This window comes from Exiguobacterium sp. s163 (assembly GCF_018617135.1).
Lineage (GTDB): Bacteria > Bacillota > Bacilli > Exiguobacteriales > Exiguobacteriaceae > Exiguobacterium > Exiguobacterium profundum.
This window is the reverse complement of sequence record NZ_JACSJN010000009.1, coordinates 34954-53518: the sequence shown is the minus strand read 5'-3', so window position 1 is coordinate 53518 and position 18565 is coordinate 34954. Positions and strand designations below refer to the sequence as shown.

At 48.3% G+C, this 18565-nt stretch carries 22 protein-coding genes and 2 other annotated features; all 22 genes read left to right on the top strand.

All coding sequences use genetic code 11. The features are described 5' to 3' along the window. The first annotated feature begins 190 nt into the window (after nucleotides 1-190). The 22 genes from KNO71_RS16765 to rplL all read left to right on the top strand — a co-directional run bounded on the left by KNO71_RS16765 (nucleotide 191) and on the right by rplL (nucleotide 18489). The gene (locus tag KNO71_RS16765; RefSeq protein WP_012727708.1) at nucleotides 191-667 is read left to right on the top strand and encodes a CtsR family transcriptional regulator; all 477 of its coding nucleotides are present in this window, start codon (nucleotides 191-193) and stop codon (nucleotides 665-667) included. Nucleotides 668-672: 5 nt separating this feature from the next. Then, a complete protein-coding gene (locus KNO71_RS16760) occupies nucleotides 673-1107 on the top strand; it encodes a UvrB/UvrC motif-containing protein (protein ID WP_078147875.1) in 435 nt (144 codons plus the stop codon). Then, nucleotides 1107-2150, top strand: coding sequence for a protein arginine kinase (locus KNO71_RS16755; RefSeq protein WP_078147874.1), 1044 nt, complete (start codon nucleotides 1107-1109; stop codon nucleotides 2148-2150). The genes KNO71_RS16760 and KNO71_RS16755 overlap by 1 nt, the downstream gene beginning before the upstream one ends. Before the next feature lie 24 nt (nucleotides 2151-2174). Continuing rightward, nucleotides 2175-4610 carry an ATP-dependent Clp protease ATP-binding subunit gene (locus tag KNO71_RS16750; RefSeq protein WP_078147873.1) on the top strand — a complete coding sequence of 812 codons (2436 nt, stop codon included), beginning with the start codon at nucleotides 2175-2177 and terminating at the stop codon, nucleotides 4608-4610. A gap of 56 nt (nucleotides 4611-4666) precedes the next feature. Beyond that, nucleotides 4667-6043: a DNA repair protein RadA gene (gene radA, locus KNO71_RS16745; RefSeq protein WP_012727704.1), complete on the top strand. Its 1377-nt coding sequence runs from the start codon at nucleotides 4667-4669 to the stop codon at nucleotides 6041-6043. 114 nt (nucleotides 6044-6157) lie between these two features. Continuing rightward, complete coding sequence (locus KNO71_RS16740) at nucleotides 6158-7222, top strand: PIN/TRAM domain-containing protein (protein ID WP_078147872.1); 1065 nt, start codon at nucleotides 6158-6160, stop codon at nucleotides 7220-7222. Between the two features lie 55 nt (nucleotides 7223-7277). Continuing rightward, on the top strand, nucleotides 7278-7958 hold the full coding sequence (ispD, locus tag KNO71_RS16735) for a 2-C-methyl-D-erythritol 4-phosphate cytidylyltransferase (RefSeq protein WP_214689596.1): 681 nt from the start codon (nucleotides 7278-7280) through the stop codon (nucleotides 7956-7958). After that, nucleotides 7955-8428: a 2-C-methyl-D-erythritol 2,4-cyclodiphosphate synthase gene (ispF, locus tag KNO71_RS16730; protein ID WP_012727701.1), complete on the top strand. Its 474-nt coding sequence runs from the start codon at nucleotides 7955-7957 to the stop codon at nucleotides 8426-8428. Before ispD ends, ispF begins: the two co-directional genes overlap by 4 nt. Nucleotides 8429-8473: 45 nt before the next feature. Next, a complete protein-coding gene (gene gltX, locus KNO71_RS16725; RefSeq protein ID WP_193343265.1) occupies nucleotides 8474-9931 on the top strand; it encodes a glutamate--tRNA ligase in 1458 nt (485 codons plus the stop codon). Continuing rightward, nucleotides 9931-10138: a binding site (T-box leader), on the top strand. It overlaps the preceding gene by 1 nt. A gap of 51 nt (nucleotides 10139-10189) precedes the next feature. Continuing rightward, nucleotides 10190-10879, top strand: coding sequence for a serine O-acetyltransferase (gene cysE / locus KNO71_RS16720; RefSeq protein ID WP_012727699.1), 690 nt, complete (start codon nucleotides 10190-10192; stop codon nucleotides 10877-10879). Continuing rightward, nucleotides 10848-12245 carry a cysteine--tRNA ligase gene (gene cysS, locus KNO71_RS16715; RefSeq protein ID WP_214686007.1) on the top strand — a complete coding sequence of 466 codons (1398 nt, stop codon included), beginning with the start codon at nucleotides 10848-10850 and terminating at the stop codon, nucleotides 12243-12245. Before cysE ends, cysS begins: the two co-directional genes overlap by 32 nt. Then, entirely contained in the window at nucleotides 12242-12646 is a 405-nt protein-coding gene (locus KNO71_RS16710; RefSeq protein WP_074035355.1) for a Mini-ribonuclease 3, read from the top strand. The genes cysS and KNO71_RS16710 overlap by 4 nt, the downstream gene beginning before the upstream one ends. A gap of 109 nt (nucleotides 12647-12755) precedes the next feature. Continuing rightward, on the top strand, nucleotides 12756-13505 hold the full coding sequence (gene rlmB, locus KNO71_RS16705; RefSeq protein ID WP_078147956.1) for a 23S rRNA (guanosine(2251)-2'-O)-methyltransferase RlmB: 750 nt from the start codon (nucleotides 12756-12758) through the stop codon (nucleotides 13503-13505). Beyond that, nucleotides 13502-14041, top strand: coding sequence for a YacP-like NYN domain-containing protein (locus KNO71_RS16700; RefSeq protein WP_012727695.1), 540 nt, complete (start codon nucleotides 13502-13504; stop codon nucleotides 14039-14041). The genes rlmB and KNO71_RS16700 overlap by 4 nt, the downstream gene beginning before the upstream one ends. Nucleotides 14042-14251: 210 nt before the next feature. Further along, nucleotides 14252-14893, top strand: coding sequence for an RNA polymerase sporulation sigma factor SigH (sigH, locus tag KNO71_RS16695; RefSeq protein WP_012727694.1), 642 nt, complete (start codon nucleotides 14252-14254; stop codon nucleotides 14891-14893). 128 nt (nucleotides 14894-15021) lie between these two features. Further along, entirely contained in the window at nucleotides 15022-15168 is a 147-nt protein-coding gene (rpmG, locus tag KNO71_RS16690) for a 50S ribosomal protein L33 (protein WP_012727693.1), read from the top strand. Between the two features lie 34 nt (nucleotides 15169-15202). Beyond that, nucleotides 15203-15373, top strand: a complete 171-nt coding sequence (secE, locus tag KNO71_RS16685) for a preprotein translocase subunit SecE (protein WP_012727692.1) — start codon at nucleotides 15203-15205, stop codon at nucleotides 15371-15373. A 16-nt stretch (nucleotides 15374-15389) separates the two neighbouring features. Then, complete coding sequence (gene nusG, locus KNO71_RS16680; RefSeq protein ID WP_012727691.1) at nucleotides 15390-15941, top strand: transcription termination/antitermination protein NusG; 552 nt, start codon at nucleotides 15390-15392, stop codon at nucleotides 15939-15941. A gap of 147 nt (nucleotides 15942-16088) precedes the next feature. Further along, nucleotides 16089-16514 (top strand): 50S ribosomal protein L11, encoded by a 426-nt coding sequence (gene rplK, locus KNO71_RS16675; RefSeq protein ID WP_012727690.1) that lies wholly within the window; start codon nucleotides 16089-16091, stop codon nucleotides 16512-16514. Nucleotides 16515-16608: 94 nt separating this feature from the next. After that, nucleotides 16609-17295, top strand: a complete 687-nt coding sequence (rplA, locus tag KNO71_RS16670) for a 50S ribosomal protein L1 (RefSeq protein WP_012727689.1) — start codon at nucleotides 16609-16611, stop codon at nucleotides 17293-17295. Between the two features lie 59 nt (nucleotides 17296-17354). Continuing rightward, nucleotides 17355-17508 (top strand) — a sequence feature (ribosomal protein L10 leader region). 44 nt (nucleotides 17509-17552) lie between these two features. Beyond that, nucleotides 17553-18059: a 50S ribosomal protein L10 gene (rplJ, locus tag KNO71_RS16665; protein WP_012727688.1), complete on the top strand. Its 507-nt coding sequence runs from the start codon at nucleotides 17553-17555 to the stop codon at nucleotides 18057-18059. A 61-nt stretch (nucleotides 18060-18120) separates the two neighbouring features. Next, nucleotides 18121-18489 carry a 50S ribosomal protein L7/L12 gene (gene rplL / locus KNO71_RS16660; RefSeq protein WP_012727687.1) on the top strand — a complete coding sequence of 123 codons (369 nt, stop codon included), beginning with the start codon at nucleotides 18121-18123 and terminating at the stop codon, nucleotides 18487-18489. The last annotated feature ends 76 nt before the right edge of the window (nucleotides 18490-18565 follow it).

Here is an 18565-nt window from a genome sequence, read left to right as displayed (position 1 = left end):
AGTTGGGGGATCTCCCCCTGTGAGGATAGGACGTTGCCAGGCAACAACGCAGAGGACGACCGAGCATACGCTCGGTCGTTTTTTTGTTTTAGCGATGCTCTCGACATAGAGGCATCGCTTTTCGTTTGCCTTTTTTTAAATCAATGATAAAATATAGTCAAAAGTCAAAGATGGTCAGAGGGTGGTGGAGATGAGAAATATTTCGGATGTCATCGAACAGTATTTGAAGCAAGTCTTGAAGGAAAGTCAGGCAAATGCGATTGAAATCAAACGTCAAGATATCGCACAACGATTCGAATGTGTCCCATCCCAAATCAATTACGTCATCAACACACGTTTTACCGTCGAAAAAGGATATTTAGTAGAAAGTAAACGTGGCGGTGGCGGATATATTCGTATTCGACGCGTCATTTTACACGAAAAACAAGATGTTCTCTCTAGTTTGATGGATGTCATTCATGAACATCCACGTTTGAACGAACAGCTCGTTGAAAATGTGCTGATTCGATTGGTTGAAGAACAGATGATGCACGAACAAGAGGCGCAGTTGATTTATCATCTCTTATCAGATGAAGCATTGAACTTACAAGTTGACGATCGCTCCTATATTCGACGTCAACAACTACTCGCGCTGATGAAAGTACTTCGTTATCGTAATGGAGGGTAAGTCGTATGTTATGCGAACGTTGTAAACAGCGACCGGCTGTCAATGAAGTCGTTGTCATGGAACAGGACGTGCCCGTAAAAAAACGGCTATGTCGACAATGTACGGTAGAACTTATGACGGGCTATGTCCCGGTCGTAAAGCGTTGCCCAACCTGTCAGATGACGCGCCAAGATTTATTACGTGTACGAAAAGCAGGATGTGCTACGTGTTATACCGTATTTCGTGATGAACTGATTAAAACCACACGTCAATATCAACAAGGACATGATCATCACATCGGTTCGGTCCCTGACCAGTTACGTACACCGCATGAACGAATCGAAGAGCGACTCGAAAAGTTGGCAGGGGAGTTGACCCGCGCTGTCGAACAAGAAGATTATGAACGAGCAGCACGTATTCAAAAAGAAATGAAGCAATTAGAAGGGCAAGGTGATGTCTAATGGAAACGTTCCTAACACATCCACTTGGTCCAAAAATGAAAGAGCGTGCCAAATTGGATGACCTGGTCGTCTCCACAAGAATCCGACTGGCACGTAACGTCAAAGACACTGTGTTTTCGCCGGTCCTCACTAAAGAAGGAGAACGTCAACTGTGTAATCGTCTCGAAGGGCGGTTACGTGGGTTAAAGGGATTTGAATATCTTCATATGCGTGACTATGATGAGGTCACCCGGCAGGCGTTGATGGAAAAACACTTGATTAGTCCGGCCGTTGCGACAAACGAAGAAAGTGCAGTCTTTTTAAGTGAAGATGAAACCATCAGTGTGTTGATTAACGAAGAAGATCATTTACGAATTCAGACCTTACTCCCAGGTTATCAAGTGAAAGAGGCATTTGAATTAGCGAATCAAGTAGACGCATTGTGCGCAGAATCACTCTCCTACGCCTTTGACGAACAGTTAGGCTACTTGACGACATGCCCAAGCAATATCGGAACCGGACTCCGAGCCTCGGTCATGTTACACTTACCGGGACTCACGTTAACGGGTCGAATCAGCCCCATTTTGCGAGAACTTCGAAAACTTGGCTATACGATTCGAGGTCGTTACGGAGAAGGTAGCGATGCGGCAGGACGGTTGTTCCAGCTTTCAAATCAGCGGACATTGGGCAGTCATGAATCACAGCTGTTAGCTGACTTTATGGAAGTGACAGAACAAGTGATTCAAGCAGAACGTCATGCGCGTGAAGAACTCATCGCACATCGACAAGAAGAGTTAGAGGATCGGTTTTATCGGTCATATGGTATTTTACGATATGCCAAACTTCTTTCTTCTACCGAAGCCATTGAGCGGCTATCTGATTTACATTTAGCGAGTGACCTAGGAATTTTGTCTGATTGGAGTCCGCCGAAGTTTCATGAACTCATCGTTCGGTTACAATCAGGTTTTCTACAAAAACATTTCGGGAAAACATTATCTACGCAAGAACGAGATCGAGAACGAGCGACACTTGTTCGTCGAACGTTAGATCAAGGCTTAGTTTGATCCAACTATAAGGAGGTTATGTCAATGATGTTTGGACGATTTACAGAACGAGCACAACGCGTATTAGCTTTAGCACAAGAGGAAGCCGTACGTCTTGGCCATCATAATATTGGTACAGAACATATTTTATTAGGATTGGTTCGTGAAGGAGAAGGGATTGCGGCAAAAGCGCTCTTCGCCCTCGGATTGACCTCTGAAAAAATCCAACAAGAAGTAGAATCATTGATTGGTCGCGGTTCGGAGAACGGGTCGACGATTCACTACACACCGCGTGCGAAAAAGGTCATTGAGCTCTCGATGGATGAGGCTCGAAAATTGGGACACTCTTACGTCGGAACGGAACACATCCTTCTAGGATTGATTCGTGAAGGAGAAGGGGTCGCGGCACGCGTCCTCAATAACCTTGGAATCAGTTTGACGAAAGCACGCCAACAAGTGTTGCAACTTCTCGGGAACACCGAGTCTTCTTCAAATGCTTCACAACCTGGGGCGAGCGCCGCAACCCCAACACTTGATGGGTTGGCACGCGATTTGACACAACAAGCGCGCGAGTCTCGTTTAGATCCAGTCATCGGGCGCGCAGGCGAAATTCAACGTGTCATCGAAGTATTGTCGCGTCGGACGAAGAACAACCCGGTTCTAATTGGGGAACCAGGGGTCGGGAAAACAGCGGTTGTCGAAGGTCTCGCTCAGCAAATCATCAACAACGAGGTACCTGAAACGCTTCGCAACAAACGCGTCATGGTGCTCGATATGGGAACGCTCGTCGCAGGTACGAAATATCGTGGTGAATTCGAAGATCGCTTGAAAAAAGTGATGGACGAAATTCGTCAAGCCGGTAACGTCATTCTCTTTATTGATGAGTTGCATACATTGATCGGTGCGGGTGGTGCAGAAGGTGCAATCGATGCGTCGAACATCCTCAAACCGTCATTGGCTCGCGGCGAACTTCAATGTATCGGGGCGACTACACTTGATGAATACCGAAAGTACATCGAAAAAGATGCAGCGCTTGAGCGCCGCTTCCAACCGATTCAAGTGAACGAACCGACAACAGAAGAAGCTGAACAAATCTTACTCGGGTTACGCGATCGCTATGAAGCACACCACCGTGTGACGATTACAGATACGGCGATTCACGAGGCGGTCGTCCTTTCAGACCGTTATATCTCCGATCGTTTCTTGCCGGATAAGGCGATCGACCTCGTCGACGAGGCAGCATCGAAAGTACGACTTCGTTCATTCACGGCACCACCGAATTTGAAAGAGTTGGAATCCCGTCTCGAATCGATTCGTAAAGAGAAAGACTCTGCCGTTCAAAGCCAAGAGTTTGAAAAAGCAGCTTCCCTTCGCGATACGGAACAGAAGTTACGCGATGAGTTAGAAGAGTTGAAAGCAGAGTGGCAGAACAAGCAAGGGAACGAAAAACTTGAAGTGACGAAAGAAGATATCGCTCAAGTTGTTGCGAACTGGACAGGTGTACCGGTCACGAAGATTGCCGAAGAAGAGACAGACCGTCTCCTCAAACTCGAATCGATTCTTCACAACCGTGTCATCGGTCAAGACGATGCGGTGAAATCCATTTCCCGCGCCATCCGTCGCGCCCGGGCCGGATTGAAAGATCCGAAACGTCCAATCGGGTCATTCATCTTCCTCGGACCGACCGGAGTCGGGAAAACAGAGCTCGCCCGTGCAGTTGCCGAAGCGATGTTTGGCGATGAAGATGCCATCATCCGAATCGACATGTCCGAGTACATGGAGAAACATGCGACGAGCCGTCTCGTCGGTTCGCCTCCTGGTTATGTTGGTTACGAAGAAGGCGGTCAATTGACTGAAAAAGTGCGTCGGAAACCGTACTCGGTTATCCTACTCGATGAAATCGAAAAAGCGCACCCAGAAGTATTCAACATCTTGCTTCAAGTGTTAGACGACGGTCGCTTGACGGATTCGAAAGGTCGCACCGTCGACTTCCGAAACACCGTCATCATCATGACGTCTAACGTCGGAGCCGCAGCGCTTCAACGAAACAAATATGTAGGATTCACAGTGGAAGATGATGTGAAACGTGAGTATACAGAAATGAAGGACAAAGTGCTCGAGGAATTGAAGAAAGCGTTCCGACCTGAGTTCTTGAACCGGATTGATGAAATCACAGTATTCCATTCACTTCAAAAAGAGCACATTCAAGAAATCATCAAACTTATGGCAGAGACACTTAAGAAACGTCTCGCCGAGCAAGGTGTTGATTTCAGCTTGACGGATGCGGCACTCGATAAAATTGCCGATGTCGGTTACGATCCGGAATACGGGGCTCGCCCTCTCCGTCGTGCCCTTCAACGGGAAGTGGAGGACCGTCTCTCAGAAGCGATGCTCGGCGGTACAATCGCTAAAGGCAGTAAAGTTGCGCTCGACGTACAAGATGGAGAGTTCGTCGTTCGTAACGAAGGTGTAGTTCAGTAAATCATTCAGCTCCCTCGTCGTTTAGAGGGAGCTTTTTTTAGACAGGAAGGGAACTTATGGCCAAAATTAAAACGAAATACGTCTGCCAATCGTGCGGATATGAATCAGCCAAGTGGATGGGACGCTGTCCGGGTTGTAATGAATGGAATACGCTCGTCGAAGAGTTTGTAGAAGAGAAGAAGGCCAAACGTGGAGCGGCCTTTGTGCATAGTTCATCGCGACAATTGAAACCGGAACGTTTAGCAAACGTCGTCTCACAAGAAGAGACGCGTGTGCATACGAATAGCCGTGAATTTGACCGCGTGCTCGGTGGAGGAATTGTCCCAGGTTCACTCGTCTTAGTCGGAGGGGACCCAGGGATTGGGAAATCAACAATCTTGCTACAGGTCAGCGCTCACTTAGCCCATAGTGGTAAAAAGGTGCTGTACATCTCGGGAGAGGAATCGCTCAAACAGACGAAACTGCGTGCGGAACGGCTCGGCTTACCAACGGATGACTTGTTCGTACTCGCTGAGACGGACATGTTGATGATTGAACGGGTTATTGATGAGGAGCAACCCGGATTTGTCATCATTGACTCGATTCAAACGGTATACATGGATGAGATTCAATCAGCGCCAGGGAGCGTGTCGCAAGTTCGAGAATGTACGGCCGCCCTCATGAAAATTGCGAAAACGCGAGGGATCGCCGTCTTCATCGTCGGTCACGTGACGAAGCAAGGATCGATTGCTGGTCCTCGTTTACTCGAGCATATGGTCGATGCGGTACTTTACTTTGAAGGGGAACGTCATCATACGTTCCGTATTTTACGGGCGGTGAAAAACCGTTTTGGGTCGACGAACGAGATTGGCATTTTCGAGATGAAAGAGAGCGGGCTTGAGGAAGTGCTCAATCCGTCCGAAATATTCTTAGAGGAGCGCACCGCGGGCGTGTCAGGCTCGACCGTCGTTGCCTCAATGGAAGGGACACGGACGGTACTCGTGGAACTCCAAGCACTCATCTCTCCGACATCGTTCGGGAACCCGAGACGTATGGCAACGGGCATCGATCAAAACCGAGTCGCGCTTCTCATGGCCGTTCTTGAGAAACGTTCCGGTCTCTTGCTTCAGACGCAGGATGCGTACTTGAAAGCAGCCGGTGGCGTCAAACTGGACGAGCCGGCGATTGACCTTGCGATTTGTATCTCGATCGCCTCGAGTTTCCGCGATCGTCCGACCCGTCCGACGGATGTCTGCATCGGTGAGGTCGGATTGACCGGGGAAGTGCGACGGGTTTCAAGAATCGAGCAACGTGTCGCCGAGGCGGCGAAACTAGGTTTTACACGGGCCATCATCCCGAAAAATAACATGGGGGGATGGACCGCTCCGGCAGGGATTGAAGTCGTCGGGGTCGGGACAGTGGACGAAGCACTCCAGTTGGCGATTCCGTTCTAACGGGTCGCCACTGGCAGTTTTTAACGCTTTGTAACGAACGTGATTGAAAAAATCGTGTTACAATGAAAGTGTTATTTTTTGAAATTTTATTTCATATAGAAGGAGGTGGAATGAGTGAAGATTGCTGTACGAATCGGATTTATTTTGATTGGACTCGTCGTGGGTTGGTTCGGAATCATCGAAGCGACGCTTTTATTAGCAGACCTTGGCATGAATGTGCCGGAGTGGTTAACGATTCCATACGTAGCAAGTTTGATTGGTGGACTTATCTTCTTCATTCTTAGTTTATTCTTAACAGATGGTGTTGTTGCATTTATTCGTTTTGTCGAAGAACGGCTCGTCCGTTTACCCGTAGGGGATATCTTATTCGGTTCGATCGGTCTTATCATTGGGCTCTTGATTGCCTTTTTGATCAGTGTATCGCTTGAAGTCACGAATATCTTCTTACTGAGTAAAATCGTCCCGATTTTTGTCACGGCCCTGTTTGGTTACTTTGGTTTCGCGGTCGGCTATCGGAAGCGTAACGAATGGATCAAACTATTTGTGAAGAGTGAACGGGATAAGCCTGCGGCTGAACCAGTCCAACGCTCGAATGATAAGATTTTAGACACGAGCGTCATCATCGACGGTCGAATCGCGGATATTGCGACGACTGGATTCGTGGAAGGGACATTGATTGTGCCACAATTCGTCATCGGCGAACTGCAATACATCGCCGACTCATCGGATACGTTGAAGCGGAATCGTGGACGTCGTGGACTGGACATTTTGAAGGAACTTCAAGAAAACAAGCGCATCCAGGTTGAGATCTATGATGGAGACTTTGAAGATGTACCGGAAGTCGACATCAAATTGATCAAACTGGCTGAACTGAAAAACGGGATTGTCGTTACGAATGACTACAACTTAAATAAAGTGTGTGAGGTTCGAAATGTACCGGTCTTGAACATCAATGATTTGGCGAACGCTGTCAAACAGATTGTCATTCCTGGTGAAGAGATGGTCGTGACAGTTATTAAAGAAGGAAAAGAACAGAATCAAGGGGTTGCTTACCTTGAGGACGGGACGATGGTCGTCGTGGAGGGCGGACGTAAATTGATTTCGAAGACGCTCCCTGTCGTTGTGACGAGTGTCTTACAAACGTCTGCAGGACGTATGATTTTTGCCCGTCCGGAATAACGGATCAAAAAGAGACGCGAGAGCGCTCTCTTTTTTCACGAAGAGAGGTATTTACATGGTAGCTTATACAGTTGTCATCCCGGCTGCGGGAAGAGGGAAGCGGATGGGTGCGGATGCGAATAAGCTCATGCTGACACTCCGTGACAAACCGATTATCGCTTGGACGTTACAGACGTTCGATACCGATCCGTGGTGCGAACGAATTGTGTTAGCCATCCGGCCGGAAGAACGGGACTGGTTCGAGGAGATAACGTCACAGATGAAGACGCCGGTTACATACGTAGCAGGAGGGGAAGAACGACAACAGAGTGTCCATGCAGGACTGAAGGTTGTTGCACCCGATACGATTGTGATGATTCATGACGGTGCCCGTCCGTTTGTGAAACGTGAACAGTTGCATCAAGTGGCTGAAGCGGCACGGCAAGGTGGTGCCATCTTGGCGGTTCCCGTAAAGGACACAGTCAAACAAGTCGAAGATCATCACATCGAACGCACCGTTCCCCGTGAAAACCTGTGGTTGGCGCAAACGCCGCAAGCTTTTCAGGCGAAAGCCATTTTGACGGCACATGAACGTGCGGTCGAACAACAAGTAATGGGCACGGATGATGCCAGTTTGTTCGAGTGGCTCGGTGAATCGGTACAAGTGGTCCTTGGGGACTATCACAACATCAAAATGACGACGCCCGAAGATTTATTGTTCGGCGACGCGATTTTAGCGAAGGAGGAATTACAATGAGAATTGGTCAAGGGTTTGATGTACACGCATTTGCAGAAGGACGTCCGTTAATCTTAGGAGGGATTGAGATTCCACATGAGCGCGGACTGCTCGGTCATTCTGATGCGGACGTGTTACTCCATACCATTGCCGATGCGGCACTTGGAGCAATTGCGGCAGGTGATATCGGAAAGCACTTCCCGGATACGGATCCGGAATTTAAAGATGCGGATTCGAAAGTATTGCTCCGTCACGTCTGGCAGCTCGTGAAAGACCAAGGGTACGTTCTCGGAAATGTAGATGCGACGGTCATGGCACAACGTCCGAAACTTCGTCCTTACATTGATGAGATGCGAGCGGTCATCGCTGAACTTCTTGAAGCGGACATCGAGCAGGTGAACGTGAAAGCGACGACGACGGAGAAATTGGGCTTCACCGGACGCGAAGAAGGAATCGCAGCACAAGCGGTCATCTTACTCAACCGGGCTTGACAGAAATGGTATACTATTTGGGCAGAAGAGAAGAAAGGTGGAACTATTATGAGTGAAGTGCGTGTACGCTATGCGCCTAGTCCGACGGGGCATCTCCATATCGGAAATGCGCGGACTGCGTTGTTTAACTACTTATTTGCTCGCCATGCTGGCGGAAAAATGATTCTTCGGATTGAAGACACTGACCAGAAACGGAATGTGTTGAACGGTGTCGAGAGTCAGATGAAATACTTGGAATGGCTCGGCATCGACTGGGATGAAGGTCCAGGTCGTGACGGAGACTACGGTCCATATTATCAAATGGAGCGTCTTGCGATTTATGAAAAATACGTCAATGAGTTGATGAGCAAAGGCCTCGCTTATAAATGCTACATGACTTCTGAGGAACTTGAAGCAGAGCGTGAAGCACAAATCGCACGTGGGGAGGCACCACGTTATTCGGGTGCGCACCGTAACCTCACTGTTGAAGAGCGTGAAGCGTTTGAAGCGGAAGGGCGTAAACCGTCTATTCGGATCCGTGTGCCGGAAGGCGTGACGTATAAATGGACAGATGTCGTCAAAGGAGACGTCTCGTTTGAATCAAAAGATTTCGGTGACTGGGTCATCGTGAAACAGGATGGTATTCCGACGTACAACTTCGCAGTTGTCGTGGACGACCATTTGATGAAGATCAGTCACGTGTTGCGTGGGGACGATCACATCGCGAACACACCGAAGCAGATGATGGTCTATGATGCACTCGGTTGGGACTATCCTGAATTCGGTCACATGACGCTCATCTACAATGACCAACATAAGAAGTTATCAAAACGGGACGAATCGATTATTCAGTTCATCGAACAATATGCGGATCTTGGTTACTTGCCAGCAGCGCTCTTCAACTTCATTTCGCTCCTTGGCTGGTCACCCGTCGGGGAAGAAGAAATCTTCTCAAAAGAAGAGTTCATTGAAATGTTTGATGCGAAACGTTTGTCGAAGAGTCCGGCAGTTTTTGACCAACAAAAACTTTCTTGGATCAACAGTGTCTACATGAAGAAGGCCACGCTTGACGAAGTGGTGGCACTCAGTTTACCATTCTTACAAGAAGCAGGACGATTACCCGAGGCGGTATCTGTTGAGGAAGCGGATTGGGCGACAAACTTGATTGCATTGTATAAAGAACAAATGACGCACGGAGCAGAAATCGTCGCGTTGACAGACTTGTTCTTCAAAGATGAAATCGAGTATGACGAGGAAGCGAACGCTGTCCTTTCAGGTGAAACGGTACCTGCTGTTCTTGCAGAGTTCAAACAGCAGCTCGAAGCAATCGAAGACTTCACACCGGAAGCGATTAAAGCGGCGACGAAAGCGACGCAAAAAGCGACCGGTCAAAAAGGGAAGAACTTGTTCATGCCGATCCGTGTCGCTACGACAGGGCAAACACATGGACCAGAACTCCCGAACGCCATTTCGTTAATCGGAAAAGAGCGTGTGTTGAAGCGTCTGACAACTTTATTAGCGTAATAAAGGCATCGATGAGGAAAGTAAGCGGTACGACACGTTGCAGAGACTAGAACCTAGGCTGGGAGTTCTAGATGTGTCCCCCGAAGAAGTGCACCTCGGAGCCGTCTCGGCGATATGTAGTCGAGGCCGTGACTCGGCGTTAACGAGACTTGAGAGGGGAACGCATTTTCCCAAACAGAGTGGAACCGCGCTTACGGCGTCTCTGTGCCTTGGCACAGGGGCGTCTTTGTTTTTGTATAAGAAAAGGAGATATCGATTATGGGATTTTGGAGCAGTGTACGCGAAGACTTGCGGACTGTCCTGGAACTAGACCCTGCCGCTCGTTCGAAAGTAGAAGTGGCACTGACTTACCCAGGCCTTCACGCCATATGGGCACACCGCATCGCGCACGGATTATGGAAACGTAACGTGAAACTGGTGGCCAAATTATTAGCCCAGTTCAGTCGCTGGTTGACCGGAATTGAAATTCATCCGGGGGCAGTCCTTGGGGACCGCGTGTTCATCGATCACGGTTTCGGTGTCGTCATCGGTGAGACGGCGATTATCGGGAATGACGTCACCATCTATCAAGGCGTCACCCTGGGTGGAACGGGGAAAGAGAAAGGGAAGCGTCACCCGACAATCGGGAGTGACGTGCTTATTTCAGCGGGGGCGAAAGTACTTGGGAACATCACGGTCGGCGATTGCGTCAAAATCGGAGCGAGCTCGGTCGTATTGAACGATGTGCCGTCTGATTCGACCGTGGTCGGGATTCCAGGTCGTGTCGTCATTCGAAACGGTAAGCGTGTGAAGCAACATGATCTAGATCATCGTTTCCCAGATCCGGACCGCGAATGCCAAGAACGCTTAGAAGCGGCAGTGGATGAACTACAACAAAAATTAGCGACGCTTGAAAAGCGGATGGAGGAGAAGACACATGATTCAGCTGTACAACAGTCTCACGAATAAAAAAGAACCGTTTGTCCCGATTGTTCCGGGTAAAGTATCGATGTACGTATGCGGTCCGACCGTTTATAACTACATTCATGTCGGAAACGCCCGACCGGCGATCGCCTTCGACACGGTCCGCCGCTACTTGACGTATCGTGGGTACGAGGTCAAATACGTCTTGAACTTCACAGACGTGGATGACAAGATCATTCGTACGGCGAATGAATTAGGAGAAGACACGGAGACGCTGACGAATCGCTATATCGAGGCGTATTTAGCAGATACAGGGGCACTTAACGTTCAACCGGCAGACGTGCATCCGCGTGTTACCGATACGATGGAAGAAATCATCGAGTTCATTCGTCAATTGGAGACGGAAGGGTTCGCTTATGAATCAGAAGGAGACGTGTATTTCCGGACGAAGAAGTTTGAGACGTACGGGAAGCTGAGTCAGCAATCGATTGAAGATTTGCGGGCCGGGTCACGTGTCGATGTCGGGGAGAAGAAAGAAGACCCGCTCGACTTCGTCTTATGGAAAGCGGCTAAACCGGATGAACCATCATGGGATAGTCCGTGGGGCAAAGGACGTCCGGGCTGGCATATCGAATGCTCGGCGATGGCGAAGAAACATCTCGGGACAACGATTGATATTCACGCGGGCGGTCATGATTTGAAATTCCCACACCACGAGAACGAGATTGCTCAGTCAGAAGCTTGCAACCATGCGAAGTTCGCTAACTATTGGTTGCATAACGGATTCATCAACATTGAAAATGAGAAGATGTCCAAGTCGCTCGGAAACTTCCTCCTCGTCCATGAGGCGTTGAAAGAAGTCGACCCGATGGTCCTGCGCTTCTTCATGTTGTCCGTCCATTATCGTCATCCGATCAACTATAGCCGTGAATTGATTGAACAAGCGGCGAACGGTTGGAGCCGAATCAAGGAAGCCTATCAGAATATTGAATATCGCTTGTCGGTCACAGCCGGACTTGGAGAGGCGAGCGAGTCGATGGAACGGAAGCTTGAATCCATCAAGGCGTCATTCATCGAGTCAATGGATGATGATATCAATACGGCCAACGCCGTGACCGTCCTCTTTGACTTGGCACGGGAAGCGAACATTTATGCGAAGGCCGATCATGTGGCCAAAGCGACGCTTGAACAGGTTCTGTCGCTATTTGATGAATTGACGGGTGTCCTCGGCTTGACGTTGGCAGAAGAAAAAGAACTATTGGATGCCGAGATCGACCAATTGATTCAAGAACGGAACGACGCACGGACGGCACGTAATTTTGCCCGGGCCGACGAGATTCGTGATTTACTAAAAGAACAAAACATCCAACTCGAAGACACGGCCCAAGGGGTTCGGTGGAAGCGGTTATGATGCAACCGAAACAAATGAATGCCCTTGCGCTCGCTTACATGGGAGACGTGGTATACGAAATGGCTGTACGGAGACGCCTGCTCGAGAAAGGATTGACGCGCCCGAATGACTTGCACCGGGGCGCGGTCCGCTACGTCAATGCACGGGCGCAGGCGAGCGTCGTGACATTTTGGTTAGAGACGGATGCGTTGACGGAAGAGGAACAGGCTGTCGTCAGACGTGGAAAGAATGCGAAATCAGGATCGGTTCCGAAACGGGTCGATGTGCACACGTATCGTTATTCCACGGCGTTCGAGGCATTGATTGGGTATATCTATTTGACAGAAAGAAGGGATCGTCTTGAAGAACTCATCAAACAAGCGTTCGAACGACTCGAAGCCGAGTCGACCGAAACGACATGACGGAAATCGGGGAGCGGAGAAACGAACGTTTGACCGCCCTCGTGGGGAACGACCAGATCGCGCGCGTCGCCAAAAGGCAGAACGCCCTGACTATAAGGAAGTCGATGTGATGGAGGAAGGGATTGACTTCCTTTACGGTCGTAACCCGGTACTCGAGGCACTGCGAAGTGGTCGTGATATGAATAAAGTATTCATTATGGAAGGTCAGCAAAAGGGACCACTCGCTCAAATTATCGCGATGGCGAACGAAGCATCGGTCCAAGTGTCATTCGTCCCAAAAACGAAACTTGAGAAGATGGCTGGCAGTGAACATCACCAAGGAGTCGTTGCGGCGGTTGCGGCTTATGAATACAAAACAGTCGAAGACATGTTCGCTCTCGCAGCTTCGAAAGATGAGACACCGCTCTTCATTTTACTAGATGAGCTCGAAGACCCGCACAATCTCGGTTCGATTTTACGGACCGCCGATGCTGTTGGCGCACATGGGATCATCATTCCGAAACGTCGCTCGGTCGGTTTGACTCAAACGGTTGCCAAAGCCTCGACCGGGGCCATTGAGCATATTCCGGTGGCGCGTGTGACGAACTTGACACGGACACTTGAAGAGTTGAAGGAAAAAGGATTGTGGGTCGTCGGGACCGATGCGAAAGAAAGTCAGGACTATCGTCGATTGGATGGAAATATGCCACTCGTTGTGGTCATTGGAAGTGAGGGCAAAGGGATGAGCCGACTCGTGCGCGAATCGTGCGACTTCCTTGTTCATTTACCGATGGTCGGTCATGTCACGTCACTCAATGCATCTGTTGCAGCGGCGCTCCTCCTGTATGAGGTGCATCGCTCACGTCATCCATTGGCATGAGTATCCTGAAGCGTGAGCTCCTTCTTGTCGACGGATATAATATCATCGGCGCGTGGCCTCACTTGAGAAGTCTCCGCGACGTAGATTTTGAACAAGCACGTAATCTGTTGATTGAGGCGATGGCAGAATATCAGGCTGTGTCCGGCAAAGAGGTCACCATCGTGTTTGACGCCCATATGCGTTATGGTCGTGAATCCAAAGAGAAGCGGAGTCGGGTCGACGTTGTCTATACGAAAGAGAATGAGACGGCGGACGAATGGATTGAGCGGCGTGCCCATGAATTAGTGGATGACCGGCTCATTACATTATTCGTCGCGACGAACGATTTCACGGAGCAGTGGGTCATCTTTGGTCAAGGCGCATTGCGCGTCCCGGCAACCGAACTGTTGAAAGATTGGAAGCATGCGAAAACATTGATTGAACAACAGCGCGTGTCGCTCGAGAAAGAACAAGCGAATCGGAAGACGATTGATATTCCACCGCATATTCAAGCGAAGTTTGAAGAAATGCGACGTCGCAAATCAAAAGGTGATTGAAATCACGGACGAGTTCATCAAATGGACTCGTCTTTGTTTCGATTTTGACATTTTTTTGCAAAGGAATGTTGTATACTATTACATATATGAGTTACACAGTATTCAATTGACGGAATTTTTAGAAATTTGTTTGACGCATAGGAGTAGGGAGCCCTATAATGGGACACAACCTTACATAGTTCAGGATCAATCGCCGGGGGGGTAACGAGCATGAACGGATGGCCGTACGAACAGTTTGAAAAAATGTCAGACGAAGAGTTGGTCTTATTGGCGCGCAACGAAGGGGATAGCGACGCGCTCGAGTTTTTGATTGAACGATACCGGTATTTTGTGCGGGCGAAGGCACGTTCATACTTTTTGATTGGTGCAGATCATGAGGACATCGTCCAAGAGGGGATGATCGGCCTTTATAAAGGTGTGCGTGATTATAAGGACGAGCGACTTGCGTCATTCAAAAGCTTTGCCGAGATGTGCATTACCCGCCAGATGATCACGGCAATCAAGACGGCGACACGCCAAAAACATATTCCGCTCAATTCATATGTGTCACTCGATAAACCAATTTTTGATGAAGAGTCTGACCGGACGTTGCTCGATGTCATCTTGCCACCACATCCGACTGACCCACAAGAATTGATCGTGACACAGGAAGAACAGTCGTTCATGGAAGCGAAGATGGATGAGATCTTGAGTGACCTCGAACGGAAAGTCTTGCGTCTTTATTTAGACGGGCGCTCTTATCAAGAGATTTCAGATGACCTCGATCGTCATGTCAAATCGATCGATAATGCGTTGCAGCGCGTGAAGAAGAAATTCGAGCGTCATGTCGACGTCCGGATGCTCACGAGCTAACCGATTATTGACCGCGTGCCTCCTATGTGATACTTTAAAAGCAGCGCCTTGTCCGTAGACGCCATTTACAGGAGGCGTTTTTTTTTCGCTCTTTTTTAAGAGAGAGTAGTCGAAAGGGGCGCTTATGAATGGCAAAGAAAGTAAGTCTCGCTTGCTCAGAATGCGGGTCTCGAGAGTACTCGACGACAAAAAAAGATGGCGTGTCGACACGGCTTGAAATGAAGAAGTTTTGTCGCCGCTGTAACGCGCATACGCTGCATCGGGAATCAAAGTAACGTAGATTGGCATTCAATGTAGGAGGAAGCTACCATGAACTTTTTGCGCGACGTATGGAAAGAGTTGAAGAAAACGAGTTGGCCGACTCGTAAAGAACTCACGAAATATACCATTACTGTCATCGCGACTGTTGTCGTGATTGGCCTGTTCGTGTTCGGCGTAGATACTGGGGTCAGTTATCTCGTCAATTTATTGATTAACTAAGGAAGAGGTGAAAGCCGTGGAGAAACAATGGTTTGTTGTCCAGACGTACTCAGGTTTTGAGAATAACGTCAAAGAAAACCTAGAACGTCGAATCGGTTCGATGAACATGGAAGATAAAATTTTCCGCGTCCTCGTCCCGACTGAAACGACGCAAGAAGAAGTCACATTGAAGAGTGGCGAGAAGAAAATCAAAGAACGTGAAGTCAAAAGTTTCCCGGGCTATGTGTTCGTAGAGATGGTCATGACTGACGATTCATGGTATGTTGTCCGCAACACGCCAAACGTCACCGGCTTCCTCGGTTCAACGGGTGGTGGGGCAAAACCAATCCCACTCCAACCGGACGAAGTGACAAACGTCTTGTCACAAATGGGACTCATCGAGAAGAAAGATCGTTACAACTATGAACTCGGTGACCTTGTCCGCGTGAAAGAAGGCGCATTTGAGAACTTTGAAGGAACAATCGACGAGATTGAAGCCGACAAAGAGAAGCTCAAAGTCGTGGTCGACATGTTCGGTCGTGAAACAAAAATTGAGCTTGATTTCGAACAAGTTCAGAAAATTAACTAAACCCACTTGCTAATCCGTAAAACGGATGGTACAATCGAAAATGTTTGATGTTGTGCTTTATTTCGGTACAAACTCGACCTAATAGATTGAGTGGGAGGGCGCACAACGTCCAAGAAACCACATTTTAGACTTAAGGAGGTGTGTCTCGTGGCGAAAAAAGTTTCTAAACTCGTTAAACTTCAAATCCCAGCTGGTAAAGCAAACCCAGCTCCACCAGTAGGTCCAGCACTTGGTCAAGCAGGTGTTAACATCATGGGATTCTGTAAAGAGTTCAACGCTCGTACACAAGACCAAGCCGGATTGATTATTCCTGTAGTCATCACGGTATACGAAGATCGTTCGTTTACATTCATTACGAAAACTCCACCAGCTGCAGTTCTCTTGAAGAAAGCTGCTGGTATCGAGAGTGGTTCTGGTGAACCAAACCGTAAGAAAGTAGCAACGGTTAAGCGTGACAAAGTTCGCGAAATCGCTGAACTTAAAATGCCTGACCTTAACGCATCATCTGTAGAAACAGCGATGCTTATGGTTGAAGGTACTGCACGTAGTATGGGTATTGTAATCGAAGACTAATTGCTAGTCTCTGGGGTTGTCGGTGAATACTGCTCACCTTCAATCCCTTCATTATGTGGGAGGAAATTCCGCTAACCACAAGGAGGAAAAGATCATGGGTAAAAAACACCAAGAAGCAGCTAAGCTTGTTGACCGCACGAAGTCATACGACCTCGCTGAAGCTGTCGAGCTCGTTCAAAAAACAGCTACTGCTAAATTCGATGAAACAATCGAAGTTGCTGTCCGTCTCGGCGTAGATCCGAAGAAAGCAGACCAACAAATCCGTGGTGCCGTTGTACTTCCACACGGTACTGGTAAAACACAAAAAGTTCTCGTCTTCGCAAAAGGTGAGAAAGTGAAAGAAGCGGAAGCTGCTGGAGCAGACTACGTTGGCGACGCTGAGTACATCAACAAAATCCAACAAGGATGGTTCGACTTCGATGTAATCGTTGCGACACCTGACATGATGGGTGAGGTTGGTAAACTTGGTCGTGTTCTCGGACCTAAAGGCCTCATGCCTAACCCGAAAACAGGAACAGTTACTTTCGACGTAGAAAAAGCAATCGCGGATATCAAAGCTGGTAAAGTTGAATACCGTGTTGATAAAGCTGGTAACATCCACGTTCCAGTTGGTAAGAAATCATTTGAAGCATCTAAACTCTCTGAGAACATCGAGACAATTCTCGAAACACTCATGAAAGTGAAGCCTGCTACTGCAAAAGGAACTTACCTTAAAAACATCTCGCTTTCATCTACAATGGGTCCTGGGATCCGTGTAGCGACTGCAGATTTCCTTAAGTAATCTTGTTGAAATAAATTGTTGACAACGTGTGACACCGCTGATAAAGTAATACACGTTCAACCGAATATGTTGGATTACCGTAGACAGAAGGTGGACATCGGTCCGTAAACCCTTCCGAGGTGTCTTTGCTCGAACTTGAGCCTGTTGTCACAGGTTTACTTTCAAACAATTACGCCCTCGTATGTCTTCATACGAGGGATTTCTTTTGGAGAGCAGCCTCTCGTCCGGTATAAGAATTGACTAGGAGGTGCAAACACATGGCAAACGAAAAAATCGTAGCTCAGAAATCGGCACTCGTCGATGAAATCGCTGAGAAAATGCAAGCGAGCGTTGGAACAGTTGTTGTTGACTACCGTGGACTTACAGTTGAAGAAGTGACTACACTCCGTAAATCACTCCGTGACGCTGGAATCGAGTTCAAAGTTTACAAGAACGGTCTTCTTCGCCGCGCAGCTACTCAGTCGAACTTCGAAGGTCTTGACGAAGTCTTCACTGGTCCTACAGCAATCGCCTTCTCTAAAGAAGACGTTATTGCTCCAGCGAAGATCTTGAACGACTTCTCGAAAGAGCACAAAGCGCTCGAACTTAAAGGCGGAATCATCGAAGGTAAAGTTTCTTCACTCGAAGAAATCAAAGCCCTTGCAGAACTTCCATCACGCGATGGTCTTCTCTCGATGCTTCTCAGCGTACTTCAAGCTCCAATCCGTGGGCTCGCAGTCGCAACAAATGCAATCGCAGAACAAAAAGAAGAGCAATCAGCTTAATTTTTGTCGCGTAGCGTAACTCAAAAAAACTTTTTCACAACATCAAAGGAGGAAAACCATAATGGCTTTCAACAAAGAGCAATTCATCGAAGACCTCAAATCAATGACGGTTCTCGAACTTAACGAACTCGTAAAAACAATCGAAGAAGAATTCGGCGTATCAGCAGCAGCTCCAGTAGCAGTTGCAGGTGCTGGCGCAGGCGCAGCAGCTGAAGAGAAAACTGAATTCGACGTAATCCTCACAAACGCTGGCGCTGGTAAAATCAACGTCATCAAAGCTGTTCGTGAAATCACAGGTCTCGGTCTTAAAGAAGCAAAAGCACTCGTTGACGGAACTCCAGCTCCAGTCAAAGAAGGCGTTTCTAAAGAAGACGCTGACGCAATCAAAGCTAAGCTTGAAGAAGCTGGCGCATCTGTTGAAGTTAAGTAATTCTACTTCACAACCTATAGAAGCTCGCCATGGCGAGCTTCTTTTATTTCCTTGAAGAATGGGTTAGGAGGTTCAA